Source organism: Mesorhizobium sp. WSM4989, from assembly GCF_029625795.1.
Lineage (GTDB): Bacteria > Pseudomonadota > Alphaproteobacteria > Rhizobiales > Rhizobiaceae > Mesorhizobium.
The window spans coordinates 136,341-161,075 of sequence record NZ_JARTVN010000004.1 but is presented as its reverse complement, the minus strand read 5'-3'; the positions used below and the strand labels follow the sequence as shown (position 1 = coordinate 161,075).

The following is a 24,735-nucleotide window of genomic DNA, read 5'->3' as shown; positions in this document are numbered from 1 at the left end:
CGCTGGCTTGACGGAGACGACAGACGCAAGACCGGCCCTCCAAGCCGGCATCGGAAGGATCAGGCGGCGAAATCGAGAAGCTTCTTGGCCTTGCCCTCCATGTCCAGGCGAACGTCCTGATGCGACTTGTCGCGCGCGACCCGCGTGATGCCCTGTACGAAGTCGAAAATCGATTCTGGCGGCCGCCCTTCCTCAAGCAGGACAGTATCGATGATCTTTGCGGTCTCGGACTTGGAGAAGCCGCGCTTGCGCAGGAAGCTCTGGCGATCTTCGTCGTCCCGAGCGACGATCCGTTGCCGTGCCGCCTTGATGCCGTTGACGAACGGCATGGGTGAGGAATCGGCGAACTGGATTAGGGCCGGCTCGGCTTCCAGGGCGAAACGCGAGGCCGCATACTTTGAATGGCGGATGGTGATTTCTTCGAAATCTTCCACGCCCCACAGATTTCGGTTCTGACACACCGCGCGCAGATAAAAGCTGGCGATCCCGAGGGTGCGGGATCCGACTTCGGAATTCCAGCAGTAGAAGCCGCGAAAATAGAGATCAGGTTCCCCGTTCGGCAGCCGACCGGCCTCGATCGGGTTCAGATCGTCGACTAGGAAAACGAAGACATCGCGATCAGACGCGTAGAGCGTCGTGGTGTCTCTGGAGATTTCGACGTTCGGATTGTAGATCCCCGTCGACCAGTCGAGCACACCGGGCACCTTCCAGCGCGTGTCGCCGGTGCCGTTGCCTGCGATCTTCTGAACGGCTGCGACCAATTCTGAGTCGAATATTCTGCCATAGTCCGGGCCAGTTACGGCCCGCAGCTCGAGGCGCCCGTTCTCAATCTCCAGCGTCTTCACCTGCTCGCCGCGGTGGTTAAGGAGACCATGCTGGAGGTTGATCGCCGCGAGCGGCGCCGGAAGCTGGCGCAAATAGGCGGACGGCGCGCCGACAAGGTTGGCGAGCTGGCCAAAGCTCCAATGCGTCGGCGCCACAGGGACAGGTGCATCGGGCAGCATTAGCCGCAGGCGCTCCGGATCGTCGCGGCTAGCCTCAACGCGAATGAGCTCACTTTCGACGATGCGCGTCTTGCTGCGTTCGGACCGGCGCTTCACCGCATTGTGGAGATCAGTGAGCGACAGGTAGCGTTCGTCCGCCGGTCGGTTGAACCATTCCGACGACACGCGGCCGATGCGCCGGCCGCGGCTGACGTCGACCCTATACCCGGCTTGATTGCTGCGCGTGGGCGTGTGGATTTCCATCTGTGTCATGCTATTAGCTCCGCGGCGAGCGCCGGAAGTCTCTCTCCCGGACCTCCGCCCGCCACCGCTAGCCCGCCCACCCTCTACCTCTGTTCGCCTCCGCGCCCGCTACAAGAGCCGCGGCAGCGCCCCCACCAGTCGATACCCCGGGAAGGCTGGTGCCCCCGGCGGAACGCTTGGCCGAAACGCCTCGTGTGGGCCAAGCACCGCTAACCCGCCGGGCCTACAGGCCATTGCTGGTGCATGTATGAATGACTGGTGTCATGGTACGCAGAGACGTACCGAGGTCGGATGAAAGTGTGATGGCATGTCGAACAGGTTCGTCCGACCCGTGGTCGTGCAGGTTGGCCGACATGAGCGTGAGCGCGTCATAGTTGACGTGAACGACGCCGCGACGATCTTGCTGCGAAGTTTCCCTCATCAGACGAAGAAGCGAAAACTGGCTATGGATGCATGTCTTCAAGTTCTACGCGGCGAAGCCCAGACACCAGTTGCCCGACGGGCCTTCGTTGCGGCGGCGTTAGAAGCGAGGATGCTACGCAGCGACTGAGTTCCTCGTGAAGCTTAGCTGGCTCCCATGTGACCACCGTCGCGGCCTTACCGACACTTTTGCAGCCTATAGCGACACCGACGACGAGCAGCGGCATCAGGTCTAATCGTCGTGGTGCACGGAAGCCTTGCTCTTCCGTCCAATTGGCAATTCAGGCTGCCCAGTTCGCTTAGCTGCGGTCGTTCTACGTCGCCCCCATTTGCTCGTCACCATGCTTTTGCGACGGTGTCCCGCATCTTGAAGACCGGGGGTTCCGAACGCATATTTTCCACCTGCGCCGGCCATGCTGATGGGCCAAGCGCAATGTCGACCAAGGTGGAGGATGTCATGAACGATAAGATTTTTGAGAGTCCCATCTTCGTCAAGGATGGACCGTTTACGATTGCGGAGATCGCTTCCATAGACGATGCGATTGATTTTCTCGACGAATGGCCGATCGAGCTGCAAGACGTCCTCCATGAGACGACCATGCGGGTCTGTCATTCGGCTCATGATGGCCGCCACCCGCTTTCGTCGGCCCGCGCTGCCTTTGTCGAATGGGCCAAGTCCACCAATATCCTGGAGGACATCGCTACGATCCCCGCTTGGATGACCGGACCGAAATCCGGCCCTGGGGGCGTTCTGGCGTAATACGCCGATGGCATCGTGTGAAAGTGAAAACAACAGCTCCCCCATCATTGAAGGCCAACCTTCAGGTCGCGCAATACTTTGGCAAGCCCGATCTCTGAGAGAAGCTCCCCGTGCGCCACCGCCCGAAGCTTCAGGATCGCACGATCGTAAACCGCCACATTTGTCTCCCCTTCAGCCGCGACGGATAAATGATCCCATCTGCCTTGGAGGGGTGCTCGTGAATGGCCAGCGACCAACGCCGCGCCAAGCTCTGCTTCGATCCGCGCGCGACGTCACTGGGGATTCCCATCCGCAAAGGCCCGTCGTCGCGCAGATCGACGAGAGATAGGGCCTTGGTCACCTCAATGGTGGCGTAGCTCCGGATGGTCAGGTCCCGTTCGTCGAGCAAAAGATCGTCGATGCGACCGTCACCCTGATCGCGCATCACCGCCTCGACGAAGCACACTTTCAGACTGCTGCCGAGGTAGACGACGCCGAAGCGATTGCCAGGCAGGCGGCGCCGAGGATCACTGAACCGGGTGGCGCTCCGAAGCCTAGCGGATCTTTGAATCGGGTGAAGAAGATGCGTCCAAACTGCGAACCAACGTCGACTGTCGCGATATCGAGCACGACAGTCGCGAACCCGGATGGAGGATCCAGCCCTGGCACTCAGACGAAAGCGCCGTCGGCAATGCTGTCGGCAACGGCGAGCGCCTCATCCGTTTTGCCGCGCCGCAACGCCTCGCGGCCGGTCATCCCATCGAGCTCGGGATGAGCCTGGACAAGAAAGCGATATACCGACCACGGGCCACCGCCGAGCCGCTCGAAGAGACGCGGCAGCGCCGCAAACGGCTTCCCGTCCTCGCCGATCTGCCAGGCCGGAAAGCGAAAGCCCCGCTTGGCGCCCTCCAGACCCAACACCTGGTGGTTTTGCCGCTTGGTATTGACCGTCATCCTGGTCGTGCCCAGCAATGCGGCAAACTGGTCAGCACTCAGCATGTCGTCGCCTACGAGGATTGTCGCGGCGCGGACTTTACCTCGCGCACGCGCTTCATCAAGTGCTGCAGCCAGATCGTCCGCACTGCCAGCGGGCTTCTCCAACGGAGACACGGCCGTGTCTCCTGTGGGGTCAACCTCAACGCGGAAACTTACCGTCCGCCCGGCCGCTTGGCTTTCTGCCATCGCCTTGCCATAGCCAGCCAACAACGCCTTCACGTTGCCCGGCTTTGCCGAAATGAGGTCAACAACATTGCGGGGCGCACGGAAAGTGACACCGGCCGCGCCCTTGGGCAGCGCTACGCCTGCTTTCGTGATGAATGCGGTGGTCAGCATTGCCTGGGCGGAACGTCCGGCCGGCCGTTTGGAACCGCGCTGACTCGATTTGCTTTTGACGTTGGCCATATCGCACCTTTGTAACCAATATGGTTCCATGCGCCAGTCTCGTCAAGTTCGTAAAACAGGGGCTGCGTGGCCAGTTGCATCCGACAATCGACGCGAAGCTGTTCAAACGACCCCCCAGGCGCGAAATCTTCCCCGGCCCGTCATCTCGCGCAAGCCGAGCTCGCTAATCAGATTGAGTGCCCCCTGCTTCGAGACCTTCAAGCGCGCCTGGATTATTCCCGTTGAGACGAGGGGGCGCGACAGAACCAGTTCGACAAGGTCGGGCAATCTGGAGCTTACTCGTCGCTCACGCAACCGCCGCTCCATCTGGCTCTTCGCCAGGACCAGACGGTCGTGCTCCCTCAATCCAGTCAGCGCCGCGTCCTGGATGGCGTCGACAAAAGCCAGCAATCGATCGTTACGCAACCGTGCCCGCCGACGCTCCCGCGGAATGTTTTTGGCCCCTGTATGCAGGCAGACGAGATGGCTGGCGCAGAGCCCTTCTTGCCGAAGCAGCGCAGCCACCAGCAGCGGTCCGAGCCAGGTGGCATGCTGCAGCACCTCGATTTCGAACCAGGCGTCGAGCAGGATCGCCGCGCGCAGAACCACCGGCAGCTGGCGCGTTGCGGCGAGCACGTCCTGCCACTCGGCGAGCCGTGCGTCCTCATCCCAGTCGAGATCGTAGACCAGACCCGGTCGGTCAGACTGCGACGCGGCCTCCCTGCGAGCTGGCACTCCCCCACCTTCCAGCACTTTGGAGGTTCGCTCGAGCACCGCGTCGATCGCCGCAAACTCCTCGCCCAGCGGATCTGGATCGTCCGCCTCCATGGACTCGTCAAGGCCGACTGCCAAAAGCGGCCCTCCGTCCCCTTCCCGACCATTCTCCGCCGGCGCCGCCAGGCTGCCCCGTCCCGTCAGCTGCCGCAGCCCTTCGCGGCCGAGCGCCCAGTCGGCGGCGCGGGCAAGAATCTGGCGGCGGGCGCGCAGCACGGCATGCGCGCGGGTGAGCTCGTGGGTGGGCGCGCGGACGTCCATGTGCGCGTCGTGCAGGACGAGGTCTTCCAGATGCACGAGCTCGCCCTCGAGCCAGAGCACTGCCGCCGCATCGGCAAAATTCTGCCGCTCGAGCCAGCCGTCTCGGACGGAAGAACGCGCCAGCCGCTCGTCGAGGCGCGCCAAAACCTCTGTCGCGCGGGCAACGGGCGCGAAAAGGCTCTCCAGAGGCAGTGCGGCGGCGTCATAAACCATTGATTTACCTTAACATGATTCGCGAGAGTCCAGCTATCTCGCAGTTAAGTTGACTCGCAGGGGGTCTGCCCTCGCGGCCTTCTCACTACCGATAAGTACCTCTTATCGATAGTGATTGTTTTTGAGGCGCAAATCGGCCAGAATCCATGCTGTGATGCCGAAGGAACCCACGGAATGCGGGCAATTCGAACGATTTCAAGCGCGGCTGACGTCCTGCGCCGCGCCGAGGCGCTCGATGCGCTGGATGCTGTGCTGCCGTTCGATCGCCGCGAATTCCTGGCCGAGCTCCTGTCGGACGACGACGTCGAGACGCTGCGGCACCTGGCGCGCGAAGGCATCGGCGAGAACTCGATGCGGGCGCTCGCCTCCGACCTCGCCTACCTTGAGGCATGGTGCCAGGCTGCCACGGCAAATCCCCTGCCCTGGCCGGCCCCGGAGGCGCTGTTGCTCAAATTCCTGGCGCACCATCTGTGGGATCCGGCCCGGCGCGAGACTGATCCGGCGCATGGCATGCCCGACGACGTGAGCGTGGCATTGACGCAGGCCGGCCTGCTGAGGAGCAGTGGACCCCACTCCCCCAGCACGGTGCGCCGGCGCCTGTCGAGCTGGTCGACCCTGACGCAATGGCGCGGGCTGCAGGGCAAGTTCAACGCGCCGCGGCTTCTCAATGCGACGAAACTCGCTGTGCGAGCGAGTTCCCGGCCGAGGCATAGAAAAAGCGCCAAGGCCGTCACGGTCGACGTGCTGAGCGCGCTGTTGAAGGCCTGCGCTGGCAACCGTCTCGTGGATGTGCGCGATCGAGCGCTGCTGATGGTCGCCTTCGCCTCCGGGGGCCGTCGCCGCAGTGAAGTTTCGTCGTTGCGCATCGACCAACTGGTCGAACAGGATCCTGTCCCGGCCGACCCGGACAATTCAGATACCGCCTCGCTGGCGTGCCTCAGTATCCATCTTGGCCGGACCAAGACCACTGAGGCCGATGACGGCGCGTCCGTCCTGCTGATAGGCAAGCCGGTATCGGCCTTGAAGGATTGGCTGGCGCGCGCAGCCATCACCGAAGGCGCCGTCTTTCGCCGCATCGACCGCTGGGGCCACCTCGAGCGCAGGCCGCTCACCCCGCAGGCCGTCAATCTGATCCTGAAACGGCGTATCCTCCAGGCAGGGCTCGATCCACGGGAGTTCAGCGCCCATGGCCTGCGTGCCGGATTTCTCACCGAGGCTGCACGGCGCGGCATCCCCCTGCCCGAAGCCATGCAGCAATCGCAACATCGTTCCGTGCAACAGGCCTCTCGCTATTACAACGACGCCGAGCGGCGGCATGGAAAGGCCGCGCGGCTGATCGTGTGAGGAGAAGAAAATACAGAATCGGCGAGCAGCCCCTCACCGCTCCCAGCCTTTCTTCTTCATGCTTTTGCGCAGCGCATCGCTGATTTCCACCGGTTCGACCCCGCCACCAACCGCATGATCGGTCCCCGGCTTCGCACCGGGACCGGCTGACTTGGCGTGCGCATCGAGCTTTTCGCGCAACAGTGCCATGACCATGGGCCACACGGAGAACTTCTGATCGCGCGCCCGCTCCGTCAGATTGCGAAGATAGCCACCACGACTGCCGATCCGATCGGACCGCTGCAGGATCGCCGCCACCGTAACGGCCGCCTTTTCCGGACCCATGACCTCGACCGCTTCCTGCCAGGCACTTGGGCTGATGCCCATGAACGGCCGAGCCTGTTCGGCCGCCGCCACAAAATCGCGCCAGGTCCGGATATGCCCGTCGCGGGCCAGCGTCAAAAGCTCGGGGCAGGCGTCCACCACCATGCCCAATGGCAAATCCCGGTTCGGCAAGGCGTGTACGTTGTCGATTTTGGCGTCAACGCCGCTCGCTTCATTCCTTTGTCTAAAGCCGTGTTCAGATTCATCGGTAGAAGAAACATCTGGGTTTGAATTTTGTATATGACGCTCAGATTGAGACTCATTGGCGTTCAGATTCTGGGAATTGATGAACGATTCCAGCGTCTGATGGACGTCGACCCAAAGGTCTTCCAGTTCGTTACAGATGGCTTCGACGACCGACCGCGCCGCCGTGCGCGGCAACCTGGCAATGACTGCCTCATAGCGGCGCTGGAAGCCATCCCAATTGCCAGGAGCGGCTTCGTTGATGCCGGCATCGATCATCTTGACGACGTCGCGCCGGCAGATCGTCAGGCGCTCCTTGGCCAGGCGATATGCCTTGTGCTCGGCCTTCAAATCGGCGGCCAAGGCCTTGAATTCCTCGGCGCGGGCCAGGATCGGCGAGAGATCGAAGCCGTAGGCCTGGTCGATTGCGCCGCCCTCCCCCTTGCGAGCGAACCGCTTGCCGTTCGGACTATCGCGCCGGATGACGAGACCTGTTTCGACCAGATTGGCCAGATGCCGCCTCAGCGTCGCCGGCGACATGCCGTTGGCACGACGGATGAGCTGCTCATTGGAGGGAAATACGATCAGACTGCCCTCGGCCGAGAGTTCGTCCGCGCGATGAAAAGATAGCAGCGCATTGAGGATCGCCAGCGCGCGATCGGTCGCGCCCAGCGCCTGCTTTGCCTCTCGGATATCCCGAAAGACCTCCCATTTCGAAGCACGTGCTTCCTGGTCGATCTGACTGGCCGTGACTTGGCTTGCAAGCAAGCCAAGCGTCATCGGCCGCCGCCCAAAGGGCGTCGTTACGGTATGCGTCCCCATTTTCCTTCCACCTATCGCTAGGCAAAAGAAATCAACTCGCCAATTCGGCGCCTGGACTCTTGACAGTGATTCGTGGATTTGCGATTCTCAGACTGCTTAGATCATGAGAGAGGCTTCCACGACGGCGACGTCTGGGGGCCTTTTTCTTTTGCGGTTCAGTGCTCCTTAGTCCGTTATCTTCTGGCGGAACTCGTCATAGAGCGCTTGCAGGCGCTCCCGCACGAAGCTGGCAAATTCCGGTTCGATGCGCTTGTCGAAGGCGAAGGTCATCTTCGCTTCGCTTTCGTTGATTGTGACCAGCCGAGATCCGTTGGCGGCGGTCCACACCGTCCGGTCCGGCTTCTTTGCCGCGGTCTTGACGAGGTCGTATATGGCCTGAAAGCGCTCATCGCTGGTACGCGCAGCGAATTCCGGCTCCTGGATAGCCTTCAGCGCCTTGGTCCGCTTGCCCTTTTCCTCCAGCAGTTCGGCAAGCTCGGCCCATTTCTGGCGTCCAACAGATTCCGCGGTGCCGATCGCCTCAATGATCTCGGCTGGCAGTCGCGCAACCAACGCAATCATTCTCGACAGCGCCGCCTTGTCGACGCCAAGTGAGGCCATGATGATGTCTCGCGAAAAGCCCTTGGCCTCAAGCTTCGCCGCGAAATAGCAGCGCTCGATGTAGGAGAGGTCGCTGCGACTGTTGTTTTCCTGCCCCTGGCTAACGACGAGCTGCTCGTCCGTCAGGTCCCTGACGACAGCGCGGACCAGGCGGCCGAGTTGCCTGACCGCGGCCAGTCTGCGATGGCCGTAGGCAACCTGGTAGTGCCCACCCTTCTCAGGATGCGGGCGCACCAGGATAGGTACCTGCTGTCCGTGCTCGCGGATCTGGTCGACGAGAGCCACTCGTCTTTCGTCGCTCACGCCCAGACGATCGACCACTATGGATTGATCTATGACGCTGGGATCGAGCTCGACGACCGCCTGCCCTTCCGAGAGCTTGCGTTCGATCTCCTCGGCCCGCTGAGCGCGTGAATTGATGTTCTCTAGCGATTGCGAGATGGCGCCGACCGGCCGGCCCGGCTGGAGCGGTCGGTCCAACCCCATTAGAGGCCGCACCAAAGCCGTCCTGGCGGCATCCGGAGGCGTTTGCTCACCAGTGGGTTCGGAGACTTCGAAGAGGTTCTTGCGGGCCATCGCTACTTACGCCCCCAGGTCTTGCGGATCAGTTCCTCGATCTCGCCGTTGACAAGGGTCAGGCTCTCAAGCGCTCGATCGTATGTTCCGCGCGTGAACTGCCCGCGCTCGACCTCGTAGAGGGTCTGCTTGGTCAACCCGGCGTCGGAGATCGCGGTGGACTTGAGCATGGCGTTTTCAAGGACCCGATTGCCAAAGATCGAGCGCATGAACCCGGCCATCTGGCTTTGCGGACCATCGTTCGGCTCGAACCGCGTGACCAGGTAACGCATCCAGTCATAGTCGGTGTTGCCGCCGGCGTTTTCCACGACCGAGAGCAAGTCCGAGGTCATGAGCAGGAACTGGGACATCGACATGACGTCAAGCATCTGGGGATGCACGGTGATGATGACGGCCGTGGCCGCGCACAGGGCCGACAGCGTCAGGAAGCCGAGTTGCGGCGGGCAGTCGATGACGACGACGTCGTACGCGCTTTCTACCTCGGCCAGGCATTCACCCAGGCGAGCGAAGAACATCGTGCCCGGCTGCCGACTGGACAAAACCTTCGGCGTCTCGTGCTCGAACTCCATCAGTTCGAGATTGCCTGGGATAAGGTGCAGGTTGGGCGTATAGGTCGAGCGCACGATCTCCAGGATGCTGCGGCATTCGGAATCGTAGCGGATCGCCCCGTAGATGGTCTCGTTGGCGCCGACATCGAGTTCAGGCTGGTGGCCGAACATGGCCGACAGGCTGGCCTGTGGATCGAGGTCGATGGCGAGCACCCGGTAGCCGCGAAGAGAGAGGAACTGGGCAAGGTGGGCAGCCGTCGTGGTCTTGGCGCTGCCGCCCTTGAAATTCATCACCGAGAGGATCTGAAGCTTCTCCCCTCCCCTGCGATGTCTGATGTATTTCCCAGGCCCTTTCGAATTCGCCTCGTCGAGCACCTGGCGGAGCCGATCAATATCTTCCACGGAATATAGTCGCCTACCGTTTGGCTGCGGTTGCGGACCATGTCCCTCGGAAACGATCTGTCGAAGATAACCTTCATGGATGCCGATGAAGTCAGCCGCCTCGCCCGGCGTGAACAGGCGCATGCCCTTTTGCGACGTCGGCGGGAATATTCTCGCCTGGTGCGCCTGCAGCTGTCTTGACAGTTCCGCGGCATCCGTGGCGATGAGTTCGCGGAGGCTTTCGCCCGCGGGACTGCTTTGGCTGACCTTGTCCAACACCGGCCTCTCCTGATCTGCGCATTTTGGCCAAGAGGCGACTGAAATGCGCTGATCAAGATGGACTGATTCTTGATGGCCGACAAACCCTTTTTGGTTAACGAAAGATTAACGCGGCAAAGCCGCTGAGCGAGTCTCCGTCCGCTTGCAAATTGTAAAGAATCAAAGCTGCGCACTACTATGTCGGCCAGGTATTGTTTTCATGGGACCGGCATACGGGTGCGTTGCAAGGCTCTTCAAGCCGCCCTTCCCCGTCGATAAGATCCCGTCGAGACCGCGAGTGCGTTTTCGGCTGCTGCGACCTACCCGGCGCTCAGCATGACGTGACTCGGATCGTTTGCTGTGGTTGTACGTGCAACACCTGTCCTGGTCGATCGCGGGAATTGCGCCACCGCCGCCGGCTCCTCGGAGGCATCCGCATCGGCCCTGAAGCGGTAAGGTGGTCTTCAGTTGTACGTGTGCAACTTCGACATTTGCCAACCGTGGAAGCATTTCAATGTGCGAGTGGGCATCCGTACCATTCTCGGTCTGGTGTGTTCCGCGACGCCAGGCGTCGATGCGTCGAATGCATGCGAACGCGCCTGCACCAGTTCCGACACGGTAACTCGGGGGCTCGGTTCGCGGTTGTGACGCGGCACGGATTGAGTTGGCGTCGACCAGGGAATAGCCGCCTGGTCGAGCGAATCAAATCGGCGATCCTGATACATCGCCCTTTCCCCGCTTCCATATCCGTCAGTTGCACGTGCACAACTAAAGGCTCGCGATTAGCCACTGGGAAGAGAGTTGCACATGTACAACCGAGCTCGCGATTTCTTGCTATCCTACCCAGGCTTCCCGCTGCCCAAAGTGCGCGTTTGTGCGAGCAGATGTTAACCTCAATGCCCCTCAAAGATCTCGCGTGGGCAATGGCGCCTTCTGTTTTCTGCCTGCGGGCGTAGACGGCCATGCGGGGCCCGATAATCCCCTCCAATCACGGAATACCGCTCTAATTATCCAGGCAGACTTGTGGAGCCGGGCGTCAGAGCCCGCTCGCCTTCGTGAGGTTTACTCTAAAGCGGTCCCTGCGGCGCTGATATTTGCGGGTCATCTCGGCCGAGGCATGCCCGAGCTGTTTTTGCACATAACGCTCGTCGACCTCGGCCGACGAAGCGAGGCCGGCGCGCAGCGAATGGCCGGCAAAGAGCTTTCTGCGCTCGCCTTCCGGCAGGTCGCCGCGCACGCCGGCGGCAAGCGCGGTCCGCTTGACGAGCCGCGCCACCTCCTGATCATTGAGCCGCTCGGCGCCGACGGCTTTGCCCTGGGCGGTGACACGCCGGAACAGCGGGCCGTGGCCGATGCGCGCGATCTTGAGCCAGTTCTCTAGCGCCACGACCGGACAGGTCGTGTCGGACGAGCCGCGGCCGATCTCGACCTCGCGCCAGCCGGTCTTGCCGCGCAGGCTGACCAATGCACCTTTGTCGAGGATTTCCACCCAGCCGCGGCCATCCTCGGTCTGGTCGCGGCCGACATCGAGCGCGACGATCTCGGAACGGCGCAGGCCGCCGGCGAAGCCGATGAGCAGCATGGCGCGGTCGCGCAGGCCGCGTAGCGTTCCGTGGTCAAGTGTCTCCAGCATGGCGATCAGATCCTCGGGAAGGATCGCTTCCTTCTGCCGGGGAGGGATGGCATGGCTATTGCGGATCCCGGCCATGACCGTGGCGATGTGGCGGTCCTTCCTGTCCAGCCGCTGGCCGCGCTGGGCAAAATTCCAGGAAAGCGAGGAGAGGCGGCGCTCGATGGTCGACACGGAATTGGGCTTCTTGTCACCGTTTCCTTTGCCGGATGCGCAAGCCGTGATGTAGAGGCCGACGATCTGTGGATCCGGCGGTAGCACCTCGATGCCCTGCCGTCGCGCCCAGGCGCAAAAATGCTTCCAGTCGGCGGCGTAGGCGCGACGGGTGTTGGCCGAACTCGCCGCCTCGACATAATCGCGCGCGCGATCGGCGAGGTGCTCGAGGTGGCCGGGCAACCGCTGTCGGTCGACAGGATTTGGCTCCGGCAGGGCAGGGGAGGGATCATTCCTGGCGGCCGTCAACCGCGCATTTGACCCTTCAGCGGTATCTCGGCCCATGGCGTGGACGATCTCCACGATATCAGGCAGGTCACCTTGTTCGGTCAATCGCGCGGATCCTCAACTGCTATTCGCAACATACCATGTCAGGGACGATTAGCTGGAACGTCTCATCCTCGAAGCCGAAATATGCCCTAAATCAGAAAAATCAGGCCGCGGCGGTGATGATGTTCAACGGCTTTCATTTTCGTTGAACATGGAGTATGCTCAACAAAACCGTATTTCGTTGAGCATCATGATCACGCGCCATTCACCGCTCGCTCATTCGGCCTACCACGATCTGCTGTCGTCTCTGCGCGACGAAGTCGCGGCGGAGATTCGCGGAACGCCGACGCGGATCGACCGCAACGGCCGCGTCTACTGGTACGACACCTACCGCGTCGGTTCGGACGTCAAGAAGACCTATATCGGAGAAGATGGCGAAGAACTTCGCCTTCGGATGCAACGCATCGAAGCACTGCGCGACGACCGCGATAATCGTCGCCGCAATCGCGCTCGACTGGTCCGCCTGCTGCGCGCGGAACGGTTCCTTGGCGTCGATGCAGCGACCGGCAGCCTTCTGCATGCATTCGCTTCCGCCGGAGTTTTCCGTCTCGGCGGGACGGTCGTGGGAACTCAAGCGTTCCGCCTCTACGAGGGCGAGCTCGGCGTCCGCTTCACCCTTGACCAGACTGCCCAAACGAACGACGTCGATATCGCCAGCTTCGAGCAACTCTCGATCGCCCTGGACGACAGTGTGTCGGCGCCGCTCGAACGGGTTCTCAAGGATTTCTCGTTCGAACCGGCGCCGACGCTGGACCCCGGTAAGACCTGGCGCTGGAAACAAACGCGGAGCGAGACGCTGGTCGAGTTCCTGACGCCGTCTTTCGCCGAGGAAGAGGGACTGCGTCCACTACCGGCGCTCGGCGTCCATGCCCAATCGCTACATCATCTCAACTATCTCCTGGCAGAGCCAATGCTGGCAGCCGTTACCTATCGCGACGGCGTGCTCGTGCAAATTCCGCGGCCGGAACGCTTCGCAATCCATAAGCTCATCGTTGCCGATCGTCGCCGCGACGGGCCAGACAGCCTAAAATCCATCAAGGACCGGCTGCAGGCCGAATTCCTGGTTGATGTGCTGGCTACGGACAGGCCGGACGACCTGCGCGAGGCTCTTGAGGACGCTCTGGCGCGCGGCAAGCGCTGGCGGGACAGGATTGCGGCCACCCTGAAGCGATCGCCATCGCTGCAGGCTGCCCTTGGCGACATGATGTGATAGCTGCCGCACCAGAAAATGCTTGGCGATGAACAAAATGCGCGTTCTCAATGAACGCGAATTCTCGTCGATCTGACGCCTGAACAAGCCCGTCCGCCGGTGAAAAACGAGCCACAGAGGCCATTTTCCCAAAACGAGCGATAAGGCAACATTATCATTCGTTTTATCGCGCCGACAGGCTGTGCGTTTTGATGCGAAGATCATGGCATAAAGCGCACCGGCATTTTACCCTCGAAAGCATGATTCGCCTCGATCCCGCGACCGCCAGCCCCGCCGCGCCGCCGACCGTTCCCGCCTGGGCACTCGCCGCCGGCGGCGCGTTGCAAGAGGCCGACGCCGCCTTCCAGGCCGGCGCCGCCTCGGCTTCGCTAGACATGCTTGCCCGCGCCCAGTCAGCGTGGGCCGGCGCGTGGCGCCAGCGGCTGGCACTCAACTGCGCGACCGCCAGCATGCGGCTCGCCGGCCGCGCCGAGGACGCGGCCGCCTTGCGCGATGCCTGGCACCTCTGCCCGGCCGGCGCCGATCCCGGTCCCGCCGGCGCCATTTTTGCCGCCTGGCGGCAGCTGGCGCTGCAGCCGCCCGTCGCCAGCGCCGATCGGCTTGCAAAGATCGTCGTCCAGCTTGGCCTCCATTGGGACGGCGCGGCTCTCGCTGACCTCTATACGGAGATCGAAGAAGTAGCGGCTTCGCGGCAGTCGGCGCCATTCGCCGCCGCGGCGATCGCCGCCCGCGTCGTCGCCATGCGCCCCGATGCCGAGCTTTTGGCCTGGTGGCTCGCCGACCTAGTGCTGGCGCGAAGCCTGCGCTGGCCGCGGCCGCTGCCGCTCCTGATGGCGCAGGCTTTTTCGCCGGCCTTCCGCGCCCAGGCTGGCGGCGGCAAGCGCATCCGACCGGGCGAAAAGAATTTTGAGCGGGCGGTCTGCGTCGCCCTGGTTCAGGCGGCGGCCGATGCCTGCCGGCTGGCCACCGAGCTGTCGCGCCGCGCCGAAAGACTCCTGGCGGTGGCGCCGAAACTGCGCGCCAAAGGCGCCGGCGACGTGATTTTTCTGCTCCTGAATGAAGATGCCGTCGCCGGATCGCTGGTGACAAAAAACCTGTCGCGCTTTGCGGCGCGGCGGCTGTTCGAGCGGCTTCAGCAGCTTGAGGCCGTGCGCGAGCTCTCCGGCCGTCCCACCTTCCGGCTGTTTGGGCTGTAGCGATGAGCCAAGCGTCCGTCCGCCGAAAGCCGAACGAGCAGCCGGCGCTGCTGGACACTGAGCTTGAGCACCTGCCGCCGGAATTGCGCTGGCGCGAGTGGATGGGCCGCGTCGAAGCGGTGATCTTTGCGGCCAGCGAGCCGGTACCGCGCGAAGTGCTCGCGCGGGTGGTGGGAAAAGACTGCAATCTCGAACTGGTCATCGATGACATTCGCGCCGAGCTCGCCGGCCGCCCCTACGAACTGGTGTCGGTCGCCGGCGGCTGGCAGCATCGGACCAAAAAGGTTTTTGGAGACGTCATCCACGCCGCGTTCGGGACAGCCGCGGGACAGGGGACAAAAGAACTGTCGCAGTCGGAGGCTCTTGTCCTCATGTGCATCGCTTATTTCCAGCCGATCACGCGTGGCGAGCTGTCGTCCTTCTTTGGCAAAGAGGTGTCGCGCGACCTGATCGGCGTGTTGCGCGCGCAGGACCTCATTGCCTCGGGGCCGCGCAGCCCGCAGCCGGGCGCGCCCTACACCTATGTGACGAGCAAGAATTTTCTGTCGCAGTTCGGGCTCGACACGTTGCGCCAGCTGCCGGATTTCGAGGCGCTCGAGGACGCCGGGCTGCTGTCGAAAGAAAAGCTGCTGGCCGGCGGTATTGGCTAACGGGGAGGGCGACATCGTTGAGGAGCTTGTGCCGTGAGCGGAGCGTTGTCACGTTGCGGCCACATGCAAAATGCAACGTAAGCGAACAGAGGCTTACGCTTTATAACGCACGGCTTGTCCTTCCTCATCGTCGTATCGGTTGCCTAGCGGCAGCTCTGCGCCGCAGGCTATCCGTTCGCGCCTCACTGCCATTGTCCCGAAAGCTGCTGGCCTGCTCTGGCGGCGGGGCCGCATTAGGGGGTTCTCACCTATCGCGCAACGCCGACGCGGACCCGAGAGCAAGGTATTTCAATCACGTGGACCGAGGTCGCGTCAGATGGACCTGGCGTCGGTGTAGGCGACGGCGGCAAGGTCGTCGCCGTTGTACTGCGACCAGGTCACGTCAATACCACTGGCAATCGCCCCCAGCCGCACTTTGAGGTTCTCGATCCTGCCTCCATCGTGCAGCACCCTGAGGGCATCGGCCAAAACCATCGTTGCTGCAGTCATCCCTACGAACGGCACCGCCACCGACTTTCCCGCGTGCTGGATCAGGCCGCAGGCCTGGCGCTTTAGGCGGCGGTACCCGGGGTTGGCTTCTGCCGCCTTCTCAATCGCCGCATTGATTGCTTGCTGTTCCGCGCCCGAGACCAACGGCCAAATATCGTCTGGGCGGCGGGCGTTCGGCCAGGTTCGCAGGCTAATTGAGTCGAAATTGGTCGCAGTCCCGCCAAGCCCGCTATCCACCACGCGGCCGAACCCTGCGCCGACCAACTGATGGCGCGCCTCGTTGTTGTCGAATCCGCTGAACGCGAGCGCGGGCTCATCGTCGCGCCTGCGAAGATGCTCATCGACATGGCGCTCGATCAAGCGCGTCTCGATGCCCATGTCCTCGAGCCAGCCTGCGCATACGCGCGTCTTCAGTTGACCGATGTGTCGACGACGGAAGAGGACGCCCGTCTCCGTGTTCGCGAGTTCGACTTTATCAAAATCGAGCAGATACAGCAGGAGATCCTGCGGTCGCGCGTAGGGCAGCGTTGAGATGGCCCACAGATATGCGTTGCCAAGATGCCCGAGGCCCAGAAGCCATGCCTTCCTCGGCAGAAAAGTGACACCGGGCCCGACGGCGTCCGGGTCAGTAGGCGAAAGGTCCGGTCGCCACAGCGACATCCCGATGACCCGCCGCCCGGCTTGCAGATCAAGGCGGGCGAAAGCGAGAAACACTTCCGATACCGACAGCGCTGCTGCAAGGACTGGCGCAAGGGAGCAGTGTTCCCGCTCCGCATACCGGCTCAACAACGATGCCGGTCCAGCAGCAGCGGCCCAGCCATCGAACGTGATGCGGGTCGCCAATCCGTCATGCATGGCATCGCCAATGAGGAGGACGTGCCCGGTGCTTCCGGCTTTCCAGCCGTTCTTGCCGACCTCGGCATTCAGCGCCTCGCGCAACGGGGGCTTTCCAACCACGCCGACGACGGCCACGGCATCCAACACCTTCTGTGGGGCCTCGATGCGCACTGCGCCCGGAAAGCAACGCACGGCGAGGCGGGCGGCTGTCAGTGCTGCCAACTGCAGCGAGCGTGAACCGGCGACGTCTTCGCCGAGACGAAGAGTGACGGTGAACCCACGCCGACGCGCAAGCACGTTTTCGGGATCGTCGCCATTGCGGTCGACCAGCAACTTGGAGATGCGCGAGATGCCCTGTGCCATTGCTGGCCTCCTACCAAAGCAAAAGACGGATGCGATCCGACAGTCCGTCCTTGTCGTGACGGCACCACCGGAAGCTGCCGAGGTACTGATGCACACCGACTCCCCGCGCCGTCCAAGGAGCCATGTGCGCGAAGTGCGGAAAGATGAGTGCGACATGACCGACTTCGGGGATCATTGGGTTGCGCTGGTCAGTCACGCTCTGCCCCGTGTTCTGGTTGCCGTGGGTGTGGCAGTCGGCGAGAACTTCGAGGCCGGTGTTCCGGCAGATTGCCCACAACGCGGCAAGGCCGTGGCCGTGAAACGTGATGATCCCGTGCTGGTAGGCGTTCGGGTCGAGGTCGTCATAGAACACGACCCGCTTCACCCTGCCGGTTGAACCATTCCATTTGCCTAACAGAAACGCTCCGCTTTCACGACGGCCTTGGCCGCGACTGCGCAGCCCGAGTACCAGCCACATCCAGGTCCACACGCTGATATTGATGCGTCTCGCGCCTGCGTTACTGGCCGATATAGTCTTCCCCCACCAGCAGCGTCTGAAATTCGTCGAGATAGTCAGTGATCGTGTTCCGGTCCTTCCATGCGAGGTGCGGTATGGTGGTGGTCCAGTCGCCGTGCGAGCTCAGGGTGAAGCGGTCGTAAGGGTGGTAAAAGGCCTTGCACAGGCCGGGCTCCCAGTCGGTCCGATAAACCTGGGCGAACCGCGATCCTGGCCGCCCCTTGGGGAACATGCCTTTCGGCAGCATGGTTTTTGCTACCGGGTCCCAGAAAGACCCGGTTGGAGAAACCGCCCGGTATCCGGCAACGTCGATCATGATGTGGTAGCGTGTCGGTGCGCCCGGACGTTCAGCCGCCTGAAGCCAGAAACAGGCACGCGGCCATGTCATCCCCTCCGGCAGAACCTCTTCCTCGGCAATGCCCCAGCGCCCGGCGAGGACGCCGGTACGAAACCCGGCGTCCTTAAGATCAATGTTGAACAGCTTCTGATCCGGCGTCATCTCGACCTCAGCCCTGAGGCGTCACTTCCTTGATGAGGTCAAACGACACCGCGCAAACCGGTGCAGTCGTCAGTTCGCCGATATGGGTATCGCCACGGGGCTGCGTCGTGGTGCCGGTGATCTGCAGCACGTACTCGGCAGCCGAAGCCGGATCGAGCTTGAACGCCTTGCGCGCCCAGTTCGTCAGCGTATTCACCGTCGTGGAGGGGGCAACCTTGCGGTGCTTAGTCTTCGCGCCGTAATTCACCTCCACTTTCACGCGCGTGCAGCGCGCCAAATGAACATGGCGGTGCTTGGTAAGGCCGAGTTCGCCGATCGACTTCTTCTTGTCGATGGCCTCGACCGTGTCCTCGGCATCCTCCGCTTCGATATCCTTCAGGACATCTTCGCTCTCGCCGACAAATACCGGCGCATCGGCAGACTCCTTGTCGCCAAGCCCCAGCCGCTCCAGCACGTCAGCTAGCTTATCCGTGTCTTCGACGGAGGCCACCACGGGATCGCGTCCGTGCGCATGAACAAAAATATCGAAAGCCATTTTGCTCTCCTTGGATTCGTCGCAGGGCCATCCCCACGGCGACAACCATAGCGTCGATTCCAAAATGCGTCAAATACAAACATTTATAATGTCTGTTATGCAAACAATGTTGGTGACGTTGACATTTTGTCGGTTTGCATTTAGAACAAGTCATGAACCACGATTGGGTATATCGAGAGATCGGCGGCCTGATCCGCCAGCGCCGCAAAAAGCAGAATCTGACGCAGGAAAAGCTTGCGCCGCTCGTCGGACTCTCAAGAACATCATTGGCAAACATCGAGAGCGGCAGGCAGAAGCTGCTGGTGCATCAACTCTTCGCCTTCGCCTCGGCGCTTGGCTTGGAGCCGCCCGACCTTCTGCCGAGGCCCGCAAGGCCGGTGGTTGGGCAGAACGACATGAAGTTCTCGCAGCAGCTCAGCGCGAGCCAGCGCGCACAACTCGCGCAGATGCTCGCGGACAAGCCAATAGTGCCAGCAGAGGGAGAGACAGGTGCCAAGCAGAACAAGCGCTGACCAGCCAGAAAAAGCGGCGGCGGCCGTTCTCGAAAGATTCAAACTGGGAGATACAGCGCCCATACCCGTCGACAAGATAGCCAAGGGCCTCGGCGCCCTTGTCCGATACTCGCCGCTCGATGACGAGCTTTCAGGGATGATCTACATCAAGGATGGGACGCCGATCATCGGGGTCAACGCACTCCACCATGTCAATCGGCAGCGGTTCACAATCGCCCATGAGTGCGGGCATCTCGAACTGCACCGCGAACTGTTGTCCAGCGAGGTTCACGTCGACAAGGAATATGAAGTGCCGCTGCTGGTGTTCAACCGCGATCACCGGTCCTCGCTCGGCACGCAGCCGATCGAAATCCAGGCCAACCGTTTCGCCGCGGCACTCCTGGTTCCGCATACGTTACTGCAAAAGACCCTCGATGGTCGCCTCGCCTCGGCGGACATAGACGACGAGAGCCCGCTGGACGAGCTGGCGCGAAAGTTCCGCGTCAGCAAATCGATGATGGAATACCGACTGAAGAGTTTGTCAGCGACGAATTGAGGTCTCATGGCCTTCGTATTCTACGACACCGAGACGACCGGGACGAACTGGCAGTTCGATCAGATATTGCAGTTCGCCGCGATCAAGACCGACCATGATCTGCATATCGTCGACGAGTTCCAGCTCCAGAGCCGGCTATTACCTCACGTCGTGCCAAGTCCGGAGGCCATGAAGGTCAACGGCCTCAAGCCCTCCCACCTGACCGACCCGTCACTGCCGTCGCACTACCAGATGATGCAGTCGATCAACTCCCGGCTTCGCGGCTGGGGCAGATCGATGTTCATGGGTTTCAACAATCTCGGGCTGGATGAAAATATCCTGCGCGCCGCCTTCTACAAGACGCTGCATCGCCCCTACCTGACGGTGATGGACGGCAATTCGCGAACCGATCTTCTGAAGCTCGCGCGCGCTGCCCACCTCCTTGCGCCGGGTGCTCTACGGCTCAATACCGGTGACTACGGAGCGCCTGTGTTCAAGCTTGGCGACCTCGCCCGTGCCAACGGATACAACAATCTCAACGCTCACAATGCCCGTGCAGATCTTGACGCGACCCTGCATGTCGCGCGCATTCTCATGAACGAGGCGCCCGCAGTCTGGAACGACTTTATGCGCTTCGCGCAGAAATCGGCAGTTCTTCAGCATATACACGACGAACAGATTTTCGGGCTGGCGGAGTTCTACAAGGGCAAGGCCTACACGTGGCTCGTGACCCGGATCGGGATATCAGTTCGCGACAGGAATATTCATTACGCCTTTGATCTCCAGTTCGATCCTGCAGAGTTTGCCGCGCTCTCGGACGAAGAGCTTGTCGAGCGGCTTGCCACCCTCCCGCGCCCGGTAAAGAAGCTCAAGGTGAATGGCTGCCCGGTCCTGTTCGCTGTTGAAGACGCACCAGCGGGCACCGAGGCGCGGGCACTAGATGATGCGGAGTTGGAGCTCAGAGTGCGACGCCTGCGCGATGATCCCGGTCTGACCGCCAGGCTGGTGGCTGCGAGAGATGCGTCTCTGCCGATCTACCCGCCATCGCCCCATGTCGAGCAGCAGATATTCGACGCCTTTACGGCCGATAATGATGTCGCCGTACTGGAGCAGTTCCACGCTGCTCCGTGGGAGAAACGCTACGCAATCCTATCCGCGCTTCAGGACGGACGGCTTTGTTTTCTTGGCGAAGAATTGATTTACTTGGAAAGTCCCGGTGCACTGAGCACCGAGCGGCGAGCCTTTCACGCAGTCCGCCATCGTAATCGGGTACTTGGCCTTGAGGCGCCTTGCCCGTGGCTGACGCTGCCGGCGGCGATAGAACTCGCTGACTCCATGATTGCCCTCGCAGGCCCTGGCGATTTGGCACATCTCCAGTCCCATCGGGCCCACCTTGTCGGCTGGCGTGACAGTCTAGCGTCCGTCGCGGCGTAGATTTACAACCATACCGCTATTCTGCTCAGTCACTAGGTGCTGGTCCGAGCCTCAGCCATATGTACCGACGCTAATAATGCCCATGCAATCTCTCCCGCCTAGTTGCGACGAGGTCAAATTGGCCTTGCGAGCTCTAGGTAGCGGCAAAGCGCATTGGCAAGCTGCATCTGGCGAGGTGTTCGGCACTCGGCTTGGAAAAGCATAGGCGACGACACCAGAACGCATACGCATTTCGCCCGGGACGTTGCCACATTCAAACGGTTGAGACTGTACAGGAACTCCATGCCGCGCGGCGCGTCGGCGGGACTTGAGGTCGCGGTGGAATAAATGGCGATCGGCGCCTCCTGCCCCTGAAACTTGTCCACCGTACCGACCCGGGCACCTGGCAGGCGCTTCTGGATCTCAAAAACCTGCGCATTGAAAGGCGCGATTATGAGGATGTCATCGAGAGTCAACGGGCGACTGGCCCCTTCGCGATCCGTCCAGCTAACGCCCGCCGCAATGACTTCGTTCACCAGGTCCGCGATCGCCTCAGCTTCTTCCGGCGAATTGCTCTGGTTGCCATTGTGCGCAACGGGCATCCATCGGAGGCCGGCGCCGGACATGGGTGTCTCGCCACCGATTAACTGGCTCCCTAGCCCTTCGCGCGGATGGAGTTCCCCTGCGTAGAAGAGCTCGGACGTGAAACCGCAGATGTCGGGGTGAAGCCGCCATGTTTCGTCGAGGAACAGGCCGCGATCTGGCGGGATGGTTTGGGCGCCATCGAGGATGTGGTGGAGGGCGGATACGTCGCACCCGTCAGGGTGGCTGCCCTGGATCGGCTGGTCGAGCTGCTGAGGATCACCCACGAGGACAAGCGTCTTCGCTGCCTGCGAGACGGCGAGCACGTTGGGGAGGGCCATCTGTGCCGCCTCGTCGACGAAGATCACATCGACCCCTTCAAATGCGTCGGGACGAGACCAGAGCCAGGCCGTCCCACCGCCAACGTTCACGTCGTGGCCCATGGCCGCGATTAGGTCTTCACTCCGGCGGGCAAACGTCAGCCGATGCTGTTGTTCGTCTTCTTCATCGGCCTTGTGACAGCACTGGAGATCGACGCCGAGACTGTCCGCTTCCTCAATGACCTTGTCGATGAGGTTCCGGATGACCTTGTGGCTGTTCGCGGTGATCCCGACTGTCTTGCCCTGTCGGACGAGGGCGCAGATCATTCGCGCTGCTGTAAAGGTCTTCCCAGCGCCCGGCGGTCCCTGCACGGGGAGGACGCCTTCGCCGAGATGCTCCGCCAGTCGTAACGCGGCATCAAGCGTGCTCTCTCCTGCCTCCCTCACAGAGTGGTCACCGATGGGAGGCGGGCGCCTTAACAGCAAATCTCGCGCCGCCTGGTACGGGCCGGGGCCTTCAACTCCGTTCGCCACGACATGTTCTCCGATGCGGAGGAGAGCCTCCGCAATGACCTCGGCGCCGACGACTTTATGCGCGAAAACTGCTTCAGGATGAACGGTGGCGGTGTCCTGGCGCTTCTTGATATCGACGGTCCGTTCTTCAAGCGAAATAGCTTCAACCTTTCCGAACTTGTCGCCGCCGCAATTGCGGAGGTCTTCGCCGCCGCGAAGTGAGGTCTCCTGCTTTGGGTAACTGTAGCGATGGATGGGCGCGCGAGCCGTTCCGCCGGCTTCCCCGACGAATGTAAGGCCTGACAGCCCCGCCCGCTCGTCGAGCAACTCTTCGGCGGACACCGCAGCAAGGCGAAAGAGCTCCCACCATGCAGCCTTGAGTTCCCGCCGATGCCAATCCAGCAGATTGGCCAGCAACCAACGCGCCTGCTGCTCTTCCGAGCGATCGGCAGGATCGTCGGGGATGCCTTGCAGAAGCTGCTCGATAACGGGAGCGATGCGCGCAAGCCAGGCAGCGACGTTCTCGTTCGGGGCACCATCATCACCGCCTGCGGGCCGTGGGACATCCACGCCGGCGGCGATGAATTCTGCCCGCCGATCCTCGAGCCATGAGCGGAGGGCGGCCGTCGAGAGGCAGTCGTCTTCATTGTAGCCGCGCACTGTCTCGAGGGTCGCTTCGCTGACGGATGCGACGTCGCCGAGCTCGAGATTGGCCTGGAAGTTCGTGAGCGCGCTGTTCGCGTCCGGCAGCGACACCTGCCTTGCGAAGCCATAGAAAGGTTCGAGACGCTTGATGGAGTAACTCTCGACGCTGGCACGAACGGCATGCCGAACGACTGAATAGAGGTCGACGAAGAGCTCCGCGCGCAGCATCCGGTCGATTTCGTCTTCTCGCGTGCCGTACTTTCCCATCAAGCGCTCGAGGGCTGCCTGCTCATAGGGCGCGTAATGGTAGATGTGCAGGTCCGGATACGTCTCCCAGCGCGCCATGACGAAATCGACGAACCGCTCGAACGCTTGCCTTTCTTCGGCGCGGCTTAACGCCCATTCGCCGCGGTAAACGCTTTGGCCCTGACCGTCGTTGAACAGGTAGCCAAAGAGGTATTCGAGGCCGTGCTCTCCCACGAATGGATCTCCTTCGAGGTCCAGGAAGATGTCGCCGGCGGAAGGTTCAGGCAGACGTGCGAGCCCGAACCCGGGTTCGATCTCAAGCATCTCGAATCTTCGCGCCCCGGTTTCCCGCGCCTCGACCTGTATGCGCGCCTGTTCCCGCACACGACCATACGAGCCGACCGACCCGCGTTCAGGACGCCAGGGAAAGGGAAGGGCGAGCGCTGCGATGCCAGCCATCGTCGAGGCGCCGTGCTGCGCGAATTCGTTGATCTGGACTTTCGTCACGCCGGCAATCAGGCAGGGGTGGTCGTCCTCCCGCCTCTTGCGATCGCAAGTGTCATGCCAGCGGCAAACGTCGCAGTGCGGGGTCGGGTCGGGATACGTGGCCGGAGCATTCTCTTGCTCCAGCGACTGCTCGAAGCGACGCTTCACCTGCCGATAGTAGGCTGCGTAGTCGGCGAAGCGGAACGTCTGCGGCATGAAGTCGGACCAAGGGGCGACTACATGCATATGATCCGGCGCAAGGCCTTGCGCGTGATCCAGCAGGTCCGAATAGAGGCAGAGCTGAAGCACCGTTCCGGCCTTCGTCTCCCGTGCGAGCTTCGTATCGAGCGCCTCATACGACCAGGCGCCGAGATTGCTTGGCTTCTCGACACGCCGCAGGACGTCGGCCCGGCCGCCCCAGCGGCCATGACGCAATGCGCCTTGCACGATGACCTCGGTGCCGGATGCCATCGACTGGAGGGTCGCTGCAACGGCCGTGTCAGAGATATCGACGCCGTCGATCCGCGTTGTCTCCAATCCGCTGTCGGTCAAATGCTGCACGAAGTTCCGTTCATGCACGGCTCCGCGCTCCCGGAGGACCTCCAGCTGCGGGTCCCAGTAGATTGGCTTTACGAGCTGTCCCTGTGCGACAGCTCGGTCAAGAACGCTCAGATGATGGCAACTTAGATGCCCTACCAAGTCGCTCGCACTAAGGCGCAGTTCGCCCGCAACTACCTGCATACCAGTGTCCCCCCATTTCTGCTGCCGCAGCCTATTTCCATTCGCTGCCGTTAATAAACTCTGCGGGAGAACTTTCGCCGTCTAGCGGCACCCGGCGCCGCAAGATAATGGGATGAGTGGTGCTCGCATGGCCGCCACGCAACCCTATTGTCCGGCTCTCTTTAGCGGCGATGACCAAGGAAGGTGCTCTTCGTCATCGAAGTTGT

General features: G+C 62.0%; 22 protein-coding genes. 9 read left to right on the top strand and 13 right to left on the bottom strand.

Going from position 1 to position 24,735, the window contains the following annotated elements:
• Positions 1-59 precede the first annotated feature (59 nt).
• Entirely contained in the window at positions 60-1,256 is a 1,197-nt protein-coding gene (locus tag P9217_RS27840) for a DUF932 domain-containing protein (protein WP_278055680.1), read from the bottom strand.
• Between the two features lie 298 nt (positions 1,257-1,554).
• Here P9217_RS27840 and P9217_RS27835 point away from each other — a divergent pair, with 298 nt between their 5' ends.
• Both P9217_RS27835 and P9217_RS27830 read left to right on the top strand, forming a co-directional pair.
• Entirely contained in the window at positions 1,555-1,797 is a 243-nt protein-coding gene (locus tag P9217_RS27835) for a DUF982 domain-containing protein (RefSeq protein ID WP_278055678.1), read from the top strand.
• A 327-nt stretch (positions 1,798-2,124) separates the two neighbouring features.
• On the top strand, positions 2,125-2,427 hold the full coding sequence (locus P9217_RS27830) for a DUF982 domain-containing protein (RefSeq protein ID WP_278055676.1): 303 nt from the start codon (positions 2,125-2,127) through the stop codon (positions 2,425-2,427).
• A gap of 130 nt (positions 2,428-2,557) precedes the next feature.
• Here the strand turns inward: P9217_RS27830 and P9217_RS27825 are convergent, their stop codons facing one another.
• The 3 genes from P9217_RS27825 to P9217_RS27815 all read right to left on the bottom strand — a co-directional run bounded on the left by P9217_RS27825 (position 2,558) and on the right by P9217_RS27815 (position 5,034).
• Positions 2,558-2,920 carry an RES family NAD+ phosphorylase gene (locus tag P9217_RS27825; protein WP_278055848.1) on the bottom strand — a complete coding sequence of 121 codons (363 nt, stop codon included), beginning with the start codon at positions 2,918-2,920 and terminating at the stop codon, positions 2,558-2,560.
• Positions 2,921-3,075: 155 nt separating this feature from the next.
• A complete protein-coding gene (locus P9217_RS27820; RefSeq protein ID WP_278055675.1) occupies positions 3,076-3,807 on the bottom strand; it encodes an XRE family transcriptional regulator in 732 nt (243 codons plus the stop codon).
• A 102-nt stretch (positions 3,808-3,909) separates the two neighbouring features.
• Positions 3,910-5,034 (bottom strand): RHE_PE00001 family protein, encoded by a 1,125-nt coding sequence (locus P9217_RS27815; RefSeq protein WP_278055673.1) that lies wholly within the window; start codon positions 5,032-5,034, stop codon positions 3,910-3,912.
• Between the two features lie 174 nt (positions 5,035-5,208).
• On the opposite strand from P9217_RS27815, the gene P9217_RS27810 reads away from it, so the two are divergent.
• Positions 5,209-6,378, top strand: a complete 1,170-nt coding sequence (locus tag P9217_RS27810; RefSeq protein WP_278055671.1) for a site-specific integrase — start codon at positions 5,209-5,211, stop codon at positions 6,376-6,378.
• A 33-nt stretch (positions 6,379-6,411) separates the two neighbouring features.
• Here the strand turns inward: P9217_RS27810 and repC are convergent, their stop codons facing one another.
• From repC to P9217_RS27790, 4 genes are all read right to left on the bottom strand, one after another.
• The gene (repC, locus tag P9217_RS27805) at positions 6,412-7,746 is read right to left on the bottom strand and encodes a plasmid replication protein RepC (protein ID WP_278055669.1); all 1,335 of its coding nucleotides are present in this window, start codon (positions 7,744-7,746) and stop codon (positions 6,412-6,414) included.
• Between the two features lie 165 nt (positions 7,747-7,911).
• Complete coding sequence (repB, locus tag P9217_RS27800; RefSeq protein ID WP_278055667.1) at positions 7,912-8,922, bottom strand: plasmid partitioning protein RepB; 1,011 nt, start codon at positions 8,920-8,922, stop codon at positions 7,912-7,914.
• 2 nt (positions 8,923-8,924) lie between these two features.
• Positions 8,925-10,127, bottom strand: a complete 1,203-nt coding sequence (repA, locus tag P9217_RS27795; protein WP_278055666.1) for a plasmid partitioning protein RepA — start codon at positions 10,125-10,127, stop codon at positions 8,925-8,927.
• A gap of 1,018 nt (positions 10,128-11,145) precedes the next feature.
• The gene (locus P9217_RS27790) at positions 11,146-12,237 is read right to left on the bottom strand and encodes a site-specific integrase (RefSeq protein WP_278055846.1); all 1,092 of its coding nucleotides are present in this window, start codon (positions 12,235-12,237) and stop codon (positions 11,146-11,148) included.
• 196 nt (positions 12,238-12,433) lie between these two features.
• Here P9217_RS27790 and P9217_RS27785 point away from each other — a divergent pair, with 196 nt between their 5' ends.
• From P9217_RS27785 to P9217_RS27775, 3 genes are all read left to right on the top strand, one after another.
• The gene (locus P9217_RS27785; RefSeq protein ID WP_278055844.1) at positions 12,434-13,492 is read left to right on the top strand and encodes a GSU2403 family nucleotidyltransferase fold protein; all 1,059 of its coding nucleotides are present in this window, start codon (positions 12,434-12,436) and stop codon (positions 13,490-13,492) included.
• Between the two features lie 239 nt (positions 13,493-13,731).
• The gene (locus tag P9217_RS27780; protein ID WP_278055665.1) at positions 13,732-14,688 is read left to right on the top strand and encodes a DUF1403 family protein; all 957 of its coding nucleotides are present in this window, start codon (positions 13,732-13,734) and stop codon (positions 14,686-14,688) included.
• A gap of 2 nt (positions 14,689-14,690) precedes the next feature.
• Positions 14,691-15,338: an SMC-Scp complex subunit ScpB gene (locus P9217_RS27775; protein WP_278055664.1), complete on the top strand. Its 648-nt coding sequence runs from the start codon at positions 14,691-14,693 to the stop codon at positions 15,336-15,338.
• A 312-nt stretch (positions 15,339-15,650) separates the two neighbouring features.
• Here the strand turns inward: P9217_RS27775 and P9217_RS27770 are convergent, their stop codons facing one another.
• From P9217_RS27770 to P9217_RS27755, 4 genes are all read right to left on the bottom strand, one after another.
• Positions 15,651-17,027 (bottom strand): hypothetical protein, encoded by a 1,377-nt coding sequence (locus P9217_RS27770; RefSeq protein WP_278055663.1) that lies wholly within the window; start codon positions 17,025-17,027, stop codon positions 15,651-15,653.
• Between the two features lie 10 nt (positions 17,028-17,037).
• Entirely contained in the window at positions 17,038-17,379 is a 342-nt protein-coding gene (locus P9217_RS27765) for a hypothetical protein (protein ID WP_278088324.1), read from the bottom strand.
• A gap of 145 nt (positions 17,380-17,524) precedes the next feature.
• Positions 17,525-18,022, bottom strand: coding sequence for a hypothetical protein (locus tag P9217_RS27760; protein ID WP_278055660.1), 498 nt, complete (start codon positions 18,020-18,022; stop codon positions 17,525-17,527).
• A 7-nt stretch (positions 18,023-18,029) separates the two neighbouring features.
• Complete coding sequence (locus tag P9217_RS27755) at positions 18,030-18,557, bottom strand: hypothetical protein (RefSeq protein ID WP_278055659.1); 528 nt, start codon at positions 18,555-18,557, stop codon at positions 18,030-18,032.
• 152 nt (positions 18,558-18,709) lie between these two features.
• Here P9217_RS27755 and P9217_RS27750 point away from each other — a divergent pair, with 152 nt between their 5' ends.
• Genes P9217_RS27750 through P9217_RS27740 form a run of 3 tightly spaced genes read left to right on the top strand, consistent with a single transcriptional unit; the run spans position 18,710 to position 21,017 of the window.
• A complete protein-coding gene (locus P9217_RS27750) occupies positions 18,710-19,069 on the top strand; it encodes a helix-turn-helix transcriptional regulator (RefSeq protein WP_278055658.1) in 360 nt (119 codons plus the stop codon).
• On the top strand, positions 19,047-19,604 hold the full coding sequence (locus tag P9217_RS27745) for an ImmA/IrrE family metallo-endopeptidase (RefSeq protein WP_278055656.1): 558 nt from the start codon (positions 19,047-19,049) through the stop codon (positions 19,602-19,604). The genes P9217_RS27750 and P9217_RS27745 overlap by 23 nt, the downstream gene beginning before the upstream one ends.
• Before the next feature lie 6 nt (positions 19,605-19,610).
• Entirely contained in the window at positions 19,611-21,017 is a 1,407-nt protein-coding gene (locus P9217_RS27740; protein WP_278055655.1) for an exonuclease domain-containing protein, read from the top strand.
• Between the two features lie 113 nt (positions 21,018-21,130).
• Here P9217_RS27740 and P9217_RS27735 read toward each other — a convergent pair whose 3' ends face one another.
• Positions 21,131-24,529: a TM0106 family RecB-like putative nuclease gene (locus P9217_RS27735; protein ID WP_278055654.1), complete on the bottom strand. Its 3,399-nt coding sequence runs from the start codon at positions 24,527-24,529 to the stop codon at positions 21,131-21,133.
• Positions 24,530-24,735 lie beyond the last annotated feature (206 nt).

Coding starts and splice junctions, on each gene's coding strand:
- P9217_RS27840 (WP_278055680.1), bottom strand. CDS start 1,256: ATGACACAGATGGAAATCCACACGCCCACGCGCAGCAATCAAGCCGGG.
- P9217_RS27835 (WP_278055678.1), top strand. CDS start 1,555: ATGTCGAACAGGTTCGTCCGACCCGTGGTCGTGCAGGTTGGCCGACAT.
- P9217_RS27830 (WP_278055676.1), top strand. CDS start 2,125: ATGAACGATAAGATTTTTGAGAGTCCCATCTTCGTCAAGGATGGACCG.
- P9217_RS27820 (WP_278055675.1), bottom strand. CDS start 3,807: ATGGCCAACGTCAAAAGCAAATCGAGTCAGCGCGGTTCCAAACGGCCG.
- P9217_RS27815 (WP_278055673.1), bottom strand. CDS start 5,034: ATGGTTTATGACGCCGCCGCACTGCCTCTGGAGAGCCTTTTCGCGCCC.
- P9217_RS27810 (WP_278055671.1), top strand. CDS start 5,209: ATGCGGGCAATTCGAACGATTTCAAGCGCGGCTGACGTCCTGCGCCGC.
- repC (WP_278055669.1), bottom strand. CDS start 7,746: ATGGGGACGCATACCGTAACGACGCCCTTTGGGCGGCGGCCGATGACG.
- repB (WP_278055667.1), bottom strand. CDS start 8,922: ATGGCCCGCAAGAACCTCTTCGAAGTCTCCGAACCCACTGGTGAGCAA.
- P9217_RS27790 (WP_278055846.1), bottom strand. CDS start 12,237: ATGGGCCGAGATACCGCTGAAGGGTCAAATGCGCGGTTGACGGCCGCC.
- P9217_RS27785 (WP_278055844.1), top strand. CDS start 12,434: ATGGAGTATGCTCAACAAAACCGTATTTCGTTGAGCATCATGATCACG.
- P9217_RS27780 (WP_278055665.1), top strand. CDS start 13,732: ATGATTCGCCTCGATCCCGCGACCGCCAGCCCCGCCGCGCCGCCGACC.
- P9217_RS27775 (WP_278055664.1), top strand. CDS start 14,691: ATGAGCCAAGCGTCCGTCCGCCGAAAGCCGAACGAGCAGCCGGCGCTG.
- P9217_RS27770 (WP_278055663.1), bottom strand. CDS start 17,027: ATGGCACAGGGCATCTCGCGCATCTCCAAGTTGCTGGTCGACCGCAAT.
- P9217_RS27760 (WP_278055660.1), bottom strand. CDS start 18,022: ATGACGCCGGATCAGAAGCTGTTCAACATTGATCTTAAGGACGCCGGG.
- P9217_RS27755 (WP_278055659.1), bottom strand. CDS start 18,557: ATGGCTTTCGATATTTTTGTTCATGCGCACGGACGCGATCCCGTGGTG.
- P9217_RS27750 (WP_278055658.1), top strand. CDS start 18,710: ATGAACCACGATTGGGTATATCGAGAGATCGGCGGCCTGATCCGCCAG.
- P9217_RS27740 (WP_278055655.1), top strand. CDS start 19,611: ATGGCCTTCGTATTCTACGACACCGAGACGACCGGGACGAACTGGCAG.
- P9217_RS27735 (WP_278055654.1), bottom strand. CDS start 24,529: ATGCAGGTAGTTGCGGGCGAACTGCGCCTTAGTGCGAGCGACTTGGTA.